This is a genomic window from Acinetobacter sp. SwsAc6 (assembly GCF_013391565.1).
Classification (GTDB): Bacteria; Pseudomonadota; Gammaproteobacteria; order Pseudomonadales; family Moraxellaceae; genus Acinetobacter; species Acinetobacter cumulans.
This window is the reverse complement of sequence record NZ_JACAXE010000019.1, coordinates 24,374-36,857: the sequence shown is the minus strand read 5'-3', so window position 1 is coordinate 36,857 and position 12,484 is coordinate 24,374. Positions and strand designations below refer to the sequence as shown.

Sequence of the window (12,484 nt, the reverse complement as noted above, 5' to 3'; positions counted from 1 at the left end):
CTTATTGAGCATCTGAAATGTCTTGAGCGATGTCTGGATACTGCTCAACTAACATATTGACAAACAGGCGCTGTATTTGGCGCATACGCGTCATATCATCCGCATCAAAACGAAGGGTGAAATACTCGCCTGTATTCGATGCTCGAATGATGCCAAATCCATCATCAAAATCAAGCCGTATCCCATCAATTTTGCTAATTTCTGCATGAATCTGTTGAGATTGACGTTCTACTTCGGCCAAAACAGCTTTTGGGTCGACATGATGGGTGGAAATATAAAGATCTTCCGTACCCACGCGTTCTGGATAACGCGCCAAGAGTTCAGCCAAACTTAATTGCTCTGCTTGCATATATTCAATCACACGCAGTGCTGCATATAAGCCATCGTCATAGCCCCAGCCACGCCCGTCATTAAATACATAATGCCCTGCATATTCGCCACCAAATACCGCGTGACCTTTTGATTGCGCCAAATACTTGCGTAAAAAGGTACTTCCCGTGCGCAACATGGTTGCTTGGCCATTGAGTGCCTGCACTGTATTACGCACCATCGTCGAGCATTTTACGTCATAAACAATTTCGGCTTGCGGATGCGTTTTTAAACACATTTCCGCAAATAAACATAACAAACGATCGGCAGTAATGACCGTACCTTGTGCATCAATTAACACCAAACGGTCGCCATCACCATCTAGCGCAATGCCTATATCTGCTTGCTGTGAAACAACCGCATTTCGTAGCTGGCTTAAATGGGCAATTTGTGATGGATCTGGTGCATGGTCTGGAAACTCACCATTCGCCACACAACGCAAGGCACTCACTTCGCAACCCAACTTATTTAAAACTAAATTTGCACAGCGACCTGCTGAACCATGCATACCATCTAATACAATTTTTATTGGTGCTTGAAGCTGAATATCAGCCAATAATGCATGTTGGTATTGTAAGCAATATTGAGGCAATATTTGGTGTGGTAATTCAAGTGGTGTTACAGATTTCTTAGGCACAAAATGATGTTTTGCATCTGTTGCAACATGCTGAATCATTTCAGGTGTGGGTGGTTCGCCTTGCACAATCCACTTTATACCATTATCTGTTTTTGGATTATGGCTGGCAGTCACCATTACACCATTGCCAGAAAAATCACGTGCAATGTAATACAACATTGGACTAGAACAACAACCAATAATCGTCACATCAAGCCCATAGCTTTCGCACACGTCTTGAATAATTGAAGCATATAACGGGCTATTGATACGTGCATCATAACCAATAGCCAAGCATGTTTGGCCACGTTTTAAATATTGCTGAGCTAAACCATGGGCGATCGAACCCACCATATCACTGGTTAATAAACTAGATTTACCACGGATGTCGTACGCGCGGAAAATATGAGACGGAAAATTGTTATAGAGTAAACCCATAAGATATTCTTCTTTTAATTGCCCGTATCAACAGTGGCCTACTTTAGGAGGAACAATCAGTTTGATTAAACAATTAAGCACATAAATACTTTAAAAAAGTGTTCCTTTTTTAAATCATTTTAGTTTAAGAATCAATTAATAAAACTTAAGCTTTTGAATATAAAATAGTTAATATCAATTGACCATTGAGTAAAAAATATTTTATCCAAAATTCCTTAAAAAATTATTAACCCCATAATTATAAAAGATAAAAATTTTAAGCGTGAAAATAATACGTAATTACAAAAAAACAGTCGGTTCAAGTTAAAAGATAAAATATATCAAACAGATAGAATAGTTTATGCACCTCAAATATCGCACTATCCTATTTCTATATTAGGCTATTTGATCTGCCCAATAGTTTATGAGAATTACATAATACCAACAATCACTAATATTAGGGATATTTGATAAAGCCACCCATTAATACGCAAACTGGTTCACACTTTTTAATTTTTAATCTATTTCTATGACTATTATTTTTATAAATCAATCGTCAATATGCATGTAAAGCAATGAAAACATTACCTTACATGCATTGCCTGCTTAGTTTTTGCCAGTATGACCAAAACCGCCAGCACCACGTTCAGTTGCTTCAAATTCTTCAACTAAATTAAACTGTGCTTGCACCACAGGTACCAGTACATACTGCGCCAAGCGCTCGCCTGGTTCTAGGCTAAAAGCAGTCTGACTACGGTTCCATACAGAAACCATTAATTCGCCTTGATAGTCAGAATCAATCAAACCTACCAAGTTGCCCAACACGATGCCGTGCTTATGACCAAGGCCAGAACGTGGCAAAATCATACCTGCAAAATTGACATCTTCAATGTAAATTGCAAGACCTGTTTTAATCAACACAGTTTGACCTGGTTCAATCACTGTCGTTTCGGCAACACAAGCACGTAAATCTAAGCCTGCAGAACCAGCTGTAGCATACGCAGGCATTGGCCATTCTGTACCTAGACGTGAGTCGAGTACTTTAACTTGAACTTTCATGTTTCATTCCTGTTTCAATGTAACTTATTTTACAAATTGCTTATTAGCGCTTAATCAACGCACGTAAATTTTCTAAGTAATGCTGTGCTTGCAATTTTGGATCAATATTACCCGCCAGTTTTTTCTTACGACCTAACCAATCAAGTTCATCTTGTGGCAATTCATCCAAGAAGCGACTCGGGGTCATTTGTTTCATTTGCCCACCCGCTTTACGTTGTTCTGCCAAAGTAATGGTCAAGCCTTGGCGTGCACGGGTAATACCCACGTACATTAAGCGGCGCTCTTCTTCAACAGTTTCGGCCGCAATTGAGTTTTTATGAGGCAAAATTTCCTCTTCTAAACCAATCAGGTAGACATAAGGAAACTCCAAACCTTTTGATGCATGTAAGGTTAATAAATTGACCTTATCTGTATCTTCCTCTTCTTGCTGTTGCTCCAACATATCCAGCAACACCATTTTACGAATGACACTTTCAATGTTTTTTTCGTCGACATCTTCAGCACGGTTAATCAAACTTTGGATACTGCTGTACAACACTTCAATATTGTCGAGCTTGGTTTTTTCCTGTGCTGGTGTGGCTGCCGTTTCTTTCACATAATCGATATAGCCAGCTTCAATCATCATTTGGCGGATAATGGGTACAGGTTCATCATCTTCGATTAAATTACGTGTGAAACGCTCAATGAAGTCATGAAATTCGGCCAATTGCGTGGTGGCTTTTTTGGGAATCGCCATAGTTAAACGCTGATCACCCGATGCTGCTAGCAAGGACAAATTACTTTCTTGTGCAAACAGCCCCAGTTTCTCTAAGGTCACAGGGCCAATCGCACGTTTAGGTGTATTAATAATACGTAAGAATGCGCTGTCATCCTCTGGGTTAATAATCAGACGCAAATAGCTCATCATGTCTTTAATTTCTGAGCGCGCAAAGAACGACTGACCACCCGATAATTTATACGGAATCTGCATTTGGCGAAGCTGCGTTTCCAAAATTCGCGCTTGGAAATTACCGCGGTACAAAATGGCATAATCTTTCCAGTTTTTGCCATTCATTAATTTGTGCGTAATTAAATCCTTTACGACGCGTTCCGCTTCATCATCATCATTACGGCAAGTAATGACACGAATCACTTCACCATGGCCTTTGTCTGACCACAATTTTTTATCAAAAATATGCGGGTTATTGCCAATCACAGTATTCGCGGCTTTTAAAATGCGACTGGTCGAACGGTAATTTTGTTCGAGCTTAATTACTTTTAAATTACGGAAGTCTTCGTTTAACAAGGCCATATTTTCAGGCTTTGCACCACGCCATGCATAAATGGATTGGTCATCATCACCTACCGCAGTAAATTGGCCCATCACCCCCACCAAGAGCTTGACCAAAATATATTGCGCGGTATTGGTATCTTGATATTCATCCACCAACAAATAACGAATTCGGTTTTGCCAACGATCACGTACTTCTGCATTTTCTTGTAATAATCGTGTTGGCATTACAATTAGATCATCAAAATCTACGGCGTTGTACGCACGTAAATTACGCTCATACAATTGGTATAAATGTGCAAATTGAACATCTTCTGCTGTTTCACAAGTGGTGTGAGCTTGCTCAGGTGGAATCAGGTCGTTTTTCCAATCCGAAATCATTTTCATGGCTTTCGCGATCAATTCTTTGCTTTCAGCACCAGATAAATTGTCACGATGCATTAAGTCCATCAAAATGCGTTTGCAGTCATCTGCATCTAAAATGGAAAAGTTATTTTTTAAAGGTGTATTTTTAAGTTCAAGACGTAATAAATTTAAACCAAAGGTATGGAAGGTCGACACCGACAAGCCCTTGGCTTCTTCACGTGTTAATAATTTGGTCACACGCTCTTTCATTTCACGTGCAGCCTTATTGGTGAAGGTCATCGCAGTAATACGATGCGCAGGAATACCGCAGTGCTTCACCAAATACGCAATTTTACGGGTAATCACTGAGGTCTTGCCTGAACCTGCACCTGCAAGTACTAACAAGGGTCCTTGAGTATATTTCATGGCTTCAAGTTGCTTGTCGTTTAACTGACTTGCGAGTGACATAGTGATTCCTCATCCTGATTCGGTGTCGATTATAGTCATCTCAGTGTTCGCTGTATAACCCTAAAGATGATTTAGCGCGATTGAAATTTAAAAACTCAGAGTGCTTAAATATGCAAAATATTGATAATATATAAATTATTTTAAAAATACACATAGGCTTGTTGTCTGTTTTTCAGGCATAAACTCTAAAAACCTGCCAGATACAAACGCAATGTATTGAGCTAAATTTTTAACTGTTCTGAATACCATTCAGTAAAAAATACCCCTGCATATTTAAAAATTAGACCCGCACAAAGCCAATAAAAAAGAGGCACGTTGCCCCTTTTTTATGTTACTGAATTGAATCTGTTATACAGCATCTAAAACAGCAAAAAATGACTTAACGTTTAAAGTTAGACAGCAAAGCTGATGTAATTGATTTATTATTTTGCACAACTTTCGTTTTTTTCGCTTTGGCTGAATTGTCTTCTACACGTTCAATCTTGACCGCTTTAAATTTATCACCATTTTTCACTGCGGTAAATTTCACACGATCATGACGTTTTGGTTCACCATCTGCAGATGGAAAATCTGAAATATGGAAGAAAATATCTCCCTCAGATGAACCGATAAAACCATAGCCCTTTTCAGGATCATATTGTTTGACTTTACCTACGTACACTTCATCTTTCATGCTACTGTCCTATGCTCAAATATCTTTTCATCATTATATAAAAAAGAGGCTATGAAAGCCTCTTTTTTCATTCGGTACTAAAATTAGTCTTTTTGTACTGAACCAAAAATTTTGTCACCCGCATCGCCTAAACCAGGAACGATGTAGCCATTTTCATTAATACCGTTATCTACAGAAGCCGTAAAAATGGTCACATCTGGATGTGCAGTTTCAACACGTTTGATCCCTTCTGGCGCAGCAACCAATACCATCACGCGGATGTCTTTACAGCCACTTGCTTTTAATACATCAATAGCAGCAACTAGCGATGAACCTGTTGCAAGCATTGGATCGATAATCATCGCAATACGGTTTTGTACGTCTGGTACTAATTTTTTATAGTAAGTACGCGCTTCAAGTGTTTCTTCGTCACGCTCTAAACCAAGTACTGATACTTTTGCACTTGGAATGAGGTTTAAGAAACCATCCAGCATACCAATACCTGCACGTAAAATTGGCACAACCGTAATTTTTTTACCCGCAATACGGTCTACAGTTACTTTACCTGCCCAGCCATCAATTTCATGGTCACACACAGGTAAATCTTTTGTTGCTTCATAAGTCAAAAGCATAGTGACTTCTTGCGCAAGTTCACGGAAATTCTTAGTGCTGATGTCAGCACGGCGCAATAAGCCAAGTTTATGACGGATTAATGGATGACGGATTTCATGGATAGCCACGGGAGAACACCTAAAAGGTTAAGATCAAATTCTATCTATTATAGTAAATTTTGCCGTACGATAAAATTAAAAAAGCCCCCTTTACAGGAGGCTTTTTTGTAATAACTGAGCTAAATAGCTAAATTAGTTAAATCCGCTTTGTACTAAAGACAAAATGAATTGTTGTAATTCTGGTGAAATCGCAAAGAAAGCAACTTTAGAAATTGCAATGATTGGGTCTGGATATACACCAATCAACAATACTAATGCAGCAGCGCCTAACACCATGATACCACCCACTTTTTGACCCCAATGATCGACAGCGTCGATACGTGGATTTTCTGGTGGTGTCATGTAAAGTACAACCATTACTCGTAAGTAGTAGTACAAACCAATACCTGAACCAACGATAACCATTGCTGCAAGGAACCATTCTTGGCCAGCAACAGCAGCTTTCACAACCATGAACTTACCAATGAAGCCCGCAGTTAATGGAATACCTGCAAGAGACAGCATCATTACCGTTAAAGTTGCAGTTAATACTGGACGGCGCCAGAACAAACCACGGTACTCAGCCAAGCTACCTGCTTCGTCTGTATTGTTATATGGACTAGACATAAGTGTTACTACACCGAACGCGCCGATTGTTGTTAACACATAAGTAATCACATAAATGTTTACAGATTCGAAAGTTGCAAAACCTTGAAGTTGTAAGAAATCAGTATTTTTTGCACTGATAATTGCAACCAATAAATAACCAAAGTGTGCAATTGAAGAGTATGCAAGGATACGTTTCAAGTTCACTTGACGAACTGCAAGTAAGTTACCTGCAAGAATCGAAAGTACTGCAATAATGGTTAATAGTGTTACGAAGCTGTCTGCAAGGATTAAACCTGAAGACAATAAGTAACGAACAAATAAACCAATCATCGCCACTTTAGCAACAGTTGCTAAGAATGTAGCGATTGGTGCTGGCGCACCTGCATATACGTCTGGTGTCCATTTATGGAATGGCGCAAGAGACAATTTAAATGCAACTGCAAATACAATAAGCGCTAAGCCAAGTACAACAGCTGGTTGACCAAATGTTGTAAATAATTTACCTGGCTCAGAAACGAAGTTTAATGAACCTGTGTATGCATATACATACGCCATACCCATCAACAACATCGCTGAAGCTGTTGCAGAAAGTACAAGGTATTTCACACCCGCTTCAAGCGATTGAGAACGTTGATGTGTGTACGCCAATAGACCGTATACAGGAATCGACATTAACTCAAGGCTGATGAAGAACGACGCATAATGCGTGCTTGCAACCATAAGCATTGCACCTGTTACAGATACAAGCATAAGGATGTAAAGTTCTTCGCGGTTGTCTTTATACGTTTCGATGTACGCATGTGACAGTGTGCAGCATGCAAGCGCTGCCACCACAATCACAAACTGATACAGCATCGTAAACGGATCTACGATGAACAAATTCATTACGTTTGCAGGTGCATATTGACCAGCAAGCACAATAAATACGATATATAAGGCAGCAAGGTTCAAACCAATAACGGATGTCGTTGCTGCTAAATTATGATTACGCTTAATCGCAACCAGCAACATCACCACTACTGCTGTTAAAGCAACAATCATGACTGGCGCTAGAGGCATAAGCTCTGCAAATGACATTGTGAAGTTCATGACTTATTGGATCTCCACATTTTCAGCTGAAACGACAGCCTGCTGAACTGTCTCAACTGTTTCTTGAACAGGAATGTAGCTATTCGCTAACCACGCCATGCTTGAATTAGAAACGTCAAGGAACGTTTGTGGGAATAGACCCAACCACACCAGACCCAACGCACAGATCAGTAAAATCACAACTTCACGTACATTCAAATCTTTTAATGGAGATGAATAATGTGCTTTTTGCGCTTCATTTGGCGTACCAAAAAGTGCTTTGTGAATCAGGATCAAACCATACAAACCAGCGAATACAAGGCTTACTGCAGCAAGAATTGTATACACAGGGAATTTTGCGTATGAGCCCATCAAAATCAGGAATTCACCGATGAAGTTACCTAAACCTGGGATACCCACAAGCGCAGCAACAAAGAACATCAAGAAGAATGCAAGATATTTAAACTGACCACGGATACCACCCATCAAACGCATATCGCGCGTATGAAGACGTTCGTAAACCTGACCACACATAATGAACAAAGCAGCAGATGAAAGACCATGTGCCAACATCATAATCATCAAACCTTGGAAGGTTAAGATGTTACCAGCGTAGATCGCTAGAAGGACAAAGCCCATGTGCGAAATAGACGTATACGCCAAAAGACGTTTCATATCTGTTTGCTGGAATGCACACCACGCGCCGTAGAAAATACCAATCAGACCCAAAATAATCGCGATATCAGCAAATTGTGCTGAAGCCATTGGGAAGAATGGAATAACGAAACGAAGTAAGCCGTATGCCGCTGTTTTAATCAAGATACCCGCTAAGTCAACAGAACCTGCTGTTGGTGCTTGAGCATGCGCATCTGGTAACCAGCCGTGTAATGGGAAAACTGGAAGTTTTACCGCAAAACCAATGAACAAACACACCATAAATGCATAAGCAAGTGCTGGTGCTTGAGCTTCTACTGTATGAGCAACGCCCATTAAGTAGTTGTAGTTGAAGCTAAGTTGACCATTTAATGAGTAACCTACAGCAACTAAGCCAAGGATACCGATTAACATGATTAAACCAGCAACTTGTGTATAGATGAAGAATTTAGTTGCTGCGTAAACGCGTGACTTGCCTTCCGCACCACGGTGACCCCAAAGTGCGATTAAGAAGTAGATAGGTACAAGCATCATCTCCCAGAAGAAGAAGAACAAGAACATATCAATGGCAAGGAATACACCGATTACACCACCTAAAGACCATAAAAGGTTTAAGTGGAAGAAACCAACATTCTTTTGAATCTCACCCCATGAACAGCCTACTGCTAACACACCAAGGAGTGCAGTTAAACCCACCATAAGAAGTGATAAACCATCCACCGCAAGGTGAATGTTAATTCCGAGTGTTTGAATCCAAGGAATATTGAATTGAGCAGCCCAAGTTGGTGCTTGGCTACCTAATTCATAGCTATATGTACCTGTTTGCCAAAGTGCAATGGTTAAACCCAAAGTCACTAACATACCAATCAAGGCGATATAGCGTGGCAAGTGTTGGTCGAGTTTATCGACCAACCAGCATGCGAAACCTGCAATGAACGGAATAAGGATCAGAGCGGGTAAAATTAAATTATTAGCTTCCATTTTATTTCCCCACGACCTGAATCACGACCAAGATCAACAGTAGGACAACCGTACCGAATGCCATACTCGATGCGTATTCACGCAAAGAACCCGTTTGACGTGAACTTGTGAAGCTGTTACCTGCTTTAACAAGTGCAGGCAATACTAGCCACAAGCCATCAATTGGATCACGACCTAAGATTTTCGCGATAAGCAAATATGGTTTCACGAATACAAGGTTGTATAACGCATCGAAACCAAGTGCATTACGGCAGATATTCGCAAGACCCGCACCCAAAGAAGTTTTAGCAAATGCTTTAACTGCATTGTATGCGAAGGCAAATAACACAACACCAACCACAAGACCTGCAAGTGCAATACCTACAGCTGTGTATTCAGCACTGTGCATGCCATGCTCAAGCGCTTCAGGAACATTAAACGCAGGGATTTGAGCTGCATTTAAAATGTTAGTTACTGGTGCTTTTAATACATAAGCAAGACCTGTTGACAGCACCGCAAGGATGGCCAATGGACCCCAGTAAGTTACACCTTTAATTTCATGGTAAGGCGTGTTTTCTTTACCAAAGAATACAACCCAAATTAAACGGAATGTATAAATAGACGTTAAGAATGCACCTGCAACACCAGTCCAGTATAAGCAATCATATACTGCAACGGCTTGGCCTTTCACCCATACCGCACCCAAGATCGCATCTTTAGAGAAGAAGCCGATTGTGATGAATGGGATTGCTGCCAAGGCACCACCACCAATTGCAAAACATGCAAATAGGAATTTGTTCTTATGGAACAAGCCACCCATTTTGAAAATGTTTTGTTCGTGATGGTAAGCAAGAATTACCGCACCAGAAGAAAGGAACAATAACGCTTTAAAGAACGCATGCGTAAGCATGTGGAATAGGCCTGCTTGGTAAGCTTCAGCACCCACTGCCATAAACATATAACCCAACTGACTCATCGTAGAGTAAGCAAGAATACGTTTGATGTCGGTTTGTACCAATGCTGCAAAACCAGCAACCAATAATGTTACCGCACCTGTGATAGAGATAAACATCATCACTTCAGGCGCTTGTTCAAACACAGTGAACATACGGCAGCACAGGTAAACACCTGCTGTTACCATTGTTGCTGCGTGGATCAATGCAGATACTGGTGTAGGACCAGCCATCGCATCTGCCAACCATGTTTGTAATGGAATTTGCGCAGATTTACCTGCCGCACCCAAGAACAACATTAATGCTGTCCAGATTGCGATCGATGAACTTTGTGCCAATACAGTCGGTGCAGCCGCAACCACTTCTGCAATGTTTAAAGTACCAAACTGTTGGTAGATTAAGAACAATGCAATTAGTAAGAATACGTCACCCACACGCGTTACAGTGAACGCTTTAATCGCAGCAAAGCCATTTGCAGGGTTTTGGTAGTAGTAACCAATCAATAGATAAGAACACAGACCTACGCCTTCCCAACCTAAGAACAATAACGCCAAGTTATCGCCCAAAACGAGAAGCAACATGCTTGCTACGAATAGGTTGAAGTAAGAGAAGAAACGTGCAAAATCTTCTTCACCACGCATATACCACGTTGCGAAGATGTGAATAAGGAAACCTACACCTGTAATCATGCCCATCATCAGTAATGACAGACCATCAAGATGTAGTGAGAAGCCTGGTGCTAAACCACCAACGCTAAACCAAGTCCACAAATGCTGTGTTGTTGCAACTGAACCGTTATTTACAAAGTCCAAGCCAGCAATCAAAGCAAATAATGCAGATAGACCAACAGAACCTGCACCAATAACCGCTGCAAGTTTTTCAGGTAGGTTATTACGACCTGCCGCTAAAAGGATAAAACCAATGAGCGGAAATAATACTGTTAAATATAAATAGCTCATCCGCGCATCTCACTAGCAGCATCCACATCCAAATGATGGAAGCGATGATAGAACTGAAGGACGATAGCAAGACCGATACAAGCCTCTGCCGCAGCAAGCGTTAAGATCAAGATGAACATGATTTGGCCATCTGGTTGCGCCCATGCGCTCCCTGCCAAAACGAACGCCAAAGCAGCAGCGTTCATCATGATTTCAAGGCTCATCAAAATAAATAGTAAGTTGCGTCGCACCATTACACCGTAAAAACCCAGTGCAAAAAGAATGGTTGCAACGATCAAACCATGTTCTAAAGGGATGTTGCCCATTATTCTTTTTCCTCTTCTGCACTTGGTTCACGTTTACCAAGATGGAATGCTGCAACTAGTGCACCAAGCAATAACATCGCGGCAACTTCAACCAATAATAAGTACTGAGTAAAGAGTGTTGTACCTACAGCTTTAGGACCAACAATTTCCGCACCCATCACCAAAGAAGGTTTGGTGTAGTCTGAACCCAACATCCATACAAGAACGAGGCCCATGAGGAAGCTCATCAACGCAGGATAAGCCCACGCAGATGAAGTTAGCCACTTGCTTTCTTGTTCCATGGTTTGTTGACCCAAGTTCAACATCATCACAACGAATACGAACAGAACCATAATGGCGCCTGCGTATACGATGATTTCAAGTGCACCAGCAAACGGCGCACCCACGATCATGAACATACCAGCAACAGCAAGTAATGAAACAATTAAGCTTAATAAAGCATGTACTGGATTCGTGTTAGTCACAACACGAATCGTAGAGACGATGGCCACAAGCGCCATCAAATAAAACGGCCACATCATGGTAATAGACTCCGTACATCAACAGGCGCACTTTCGCGTTGTGCTTGACCTTTGTCTTTACCTGCAACTGCCATACCGGTTACACGGTAGAAGTTGTAGTCAGGGTATTTACCAGGACCTGAGATAAGTAAGTGTTCTTTCTCATATACAAGGTCTTGACGAACGTATTCAGATAATTCGAAGTCTGGCGTCAACTGAATAGCAGTTGTCGGACATGCTTCTTCACACATACCGCAGAAGATACAACGTGAGAAGTTGATACGGAAAAACTCTGGGTACCAACGACCGTCTTCTTGTTCAGCTTTTTGTAGTGAAATACAGCCAACTGGACATGCAACCGCACATAGGTTACATGCAACACAACGCTCTTCGCCATCTGGGTCACGCGTCAATACAATACGACCACGGAAACGTGGTGGCACGATTTCTTCGGCTGGCACTTCTGGATATAGAATCGTGTCACGTTTACGCGTTGCGTGGCTAAACACCATCCAAAGCGAACGTACAATCGATCCAAACCCGGCTAGAAATTTAAACATTTTGTTCTCC

Annotated in this window: 11 protein-coding genes; all 11 read right to left on the bottom strand. The window is 41.1% G+C overall.

Annotated elements, in window-relative coordinates; translation table 11 throughout:
• Position 1 precedes the first annotated feature (1 nt).
• The 11 genes from HYG93_RS12715 to nuoI all read right to left on the bottom strand — a co-directional run bounded on the left by HYG93_RS12715 (position 2) and on the right by nuoI (position 12,474).
• Complete coding sequence (locus tag HYG93_RS12715) at positions 2 to 1,423, bottom strand: phosphomannomutase/phosphoglucomutase (RefSeq protein WP_117006420.1); 1,422 nt, start codon at positions 1,421 to 1,423, stop codon at positions 2 to 4.
• Between the two features lie 585 nt (positions 1,424 to 2,008).
• A complete protein-coding gene (gene dut / locus HYG93_RS12710; RefSeq protein WP_106985495.1) occupies positions 2,009 to 2,461 on the bottom strand; it encodes a dUTP diphosphatase in 453 nt (150 codons plus the stop codon).
• A gap of 43 nt (positions 2,462 to 2,504) precedes the next feature.
• Positions 2,505 to 4,544, bottom strand: coding sequence for a UvrD-helicase domain-containing protein (locus tag HYG93_RS12705; protein WP_117006419.1), 2,040 nt, complete (start codon positions 4,542 to 4,544; stop codon positions 2,505 to 2,507).
• Positions 4,545 to 4,923: 379 nt separating this feature from the next.
• The gene (locus HYG93_RS12700) at positions 4,924 to 5,217 is read right to left on the bottom strand and encodes a cold-shock protein (RefSeq protein WP_106985493.1); all 294 of its coding nucleotides are present in this window, start codon (positions 5,215 to 5,217) and stop codon (positions 4,924 to 4,926) included.
• A gap of 83 nt (positions 5,218 to 5,300) precedes the next feature.
• Positions 5,301 to 5,936, bottom strand: coding sequence for a uracil phosphoribosyltransferase (gene upp / locus HYG93_RS12695; protein WP_106985492.1), 636 nt, complete (start codon positions 5,934 to 5,936; stop codon positions 5,301 to 5,303).
• A 123-nt stretch (positions 5,937 to 6,059) separates the two neighbouring features.
• On the bottom strand, positions 6,060 to 7,604 hold the full coding sequence (nuoN, locus tag HYG93_RS12690; RefSeq protein WP_106985491.1) for an NADH-quinone oxidoreductase subunit NuoN: 1,545 nt from the start codon (positions 7,602 to 7,604) through the stop codon (positions 6,060 to 6,062).
• A 3-nt stretch (positions 7,605 to 7,607) separates the two neighbouring features.
• Positions 7,608 to 9,218, bottom strand: a complete 1,611-nt coding sequence (gene nuoM, locus HYG93_RS12685; protein WP_106985490.1) for an NADH-quinone oxidoreductase subunit M — start codon at positions 9,216 to 9,218, stop codon at positions 7,608 to 7,610.
• Between the two features lies 1 nt (position 9,219).
• Complete coding sequence (gene nuoL / locus HYG93_RS12680; protein WP_117006417.1) at positions 9,220 to 11,109, bottom strand: NADH-quinone oxidoreductase subunit L; 1,890 nt, start codon at positions 11,107 to 11,109, stop codon at positions 9,220 to 9,222.
• Positions 11,106 to 11,414 carry an NADH-quinone oxidoreductase subunit NuoK gene (gene nuoK, locus HYG93_RS12675; protein WP_005007970.1) on the bottom strand — a complete coding sequence of 103 codons (309 nt, stop codon included), beginning with the start codon at positions 11,412 to 11,414 and terminating at the stop codon, positions 11,106 to 11,108. Before nuoK ends, nuoL begins: the two co-directional genes overlap by 4 nt.
• The gene (gene nuoJ / locus HYG93_RS12670; protein ID WP_171406245.1) at positions 11,414 to 11,932 is read right to left on the bottom strand and encodes an NADH-quinone oxidoreductase subunit J; all 519 of its coding nucleotides are present in this window, start codon (positions 11,930 to 11,932) and stop codon (positions 11,414 to 11,416) included. Before nuoJ ends, nuoK begins: the two co-directional genes overlap by 1 nt.
• Positions 11,932 to 12,474, bottom strand: coding sequence for an NADH-quinone oxidoreductase subunit NuoI (gene nuoI / locus HYG93_RS12665; RefSeq protein WP_106985487.1), 543 nt, complete (start codon positions 12,472 to 12,474; stop codon positions 11,932 to 11,934). The genes nuoJ and nuoI overlap by 1 nt, the downstream gene beginning before the upstream one ends.
• Positions 12,475 to 12,484 lie beyond the last annotated feature (10 nt).

What these genes read in the sequence shown, in the direction of transcription:
- HYG93_RS12715 (WP_117006420.1), bottom strand. Translation starts at nt 1,423, where the DNA reads ATGGGTTTACTCTATAACAATTTTCCGTCTCATATTTTCCGCGCGTAC.
- dut (WP_106985495.1), bottom strand. Translation starts at nt 2,461, where the DNA reads ATGAAAGTTCAAGTTAAAGTACTCGACTCACGTCTAGGTACAGAATGG.
- HYG93_RS12705 (WP_117006419.1), bottom strand. Translation starts at nt 4,544, where the DNA reads ATGTCACTCGCAAGTCAGTTAAACGACAAGCAACTTGAAGCCATGAAA.
- HYG93_RS12700 (WP_106985493.1), bottom strand. Translation starts at nt 5,217, where the DNA reads ATGAAAGATGAAGTGTACGTAGGTAAAGTCAAACAATATGATCCTGAA.
- nuoN (WP_106985491.1), bottom strand. Translation starts at nt 7,604, where the DNA reads ATGAACTTCACAATGTCATTTGCAGAGCTTATGCCTCTAGCGCCAGTC.
- nuoM (WP_106985490.1), bottom strand. Translation starts at nt 9,218, where the DNA reads ATGGAAGCTAATAATTTAATTTTACCCGCTCTGATCCTTATTCCGTTC.
- nuoL (WP_117006417.1), bottom strand. Translation starts at nt 11,109, where the DNA reads ATGAGCTATTTATATTTAACAGTATTATTTCCGCTCATTGGTTTTATC.
- nuoK (WP_005007970.1), bottom strand. Translation starts at nt 11,414, where the DNA reads ATGGGCAACATCCCTTTAGAACATGGTTTGATCGTTGCAACCATTCTT.
- nuoJ (WP_171406245.1), bottom strand. Translation starts at nt 11,932, where the DNA reads ATGTGGCCGTTTTATTTGATGGCGCTTGTGGCCATCGTCTCTACGATT.
- nuoI (WP_106985487.1), bottom strand. Translation starts at nt 12,474, where the DNA reads ATGTTTAAATTTCTAGCCGGGTTTGGATCGATTGTACGTTCGCTTTGG.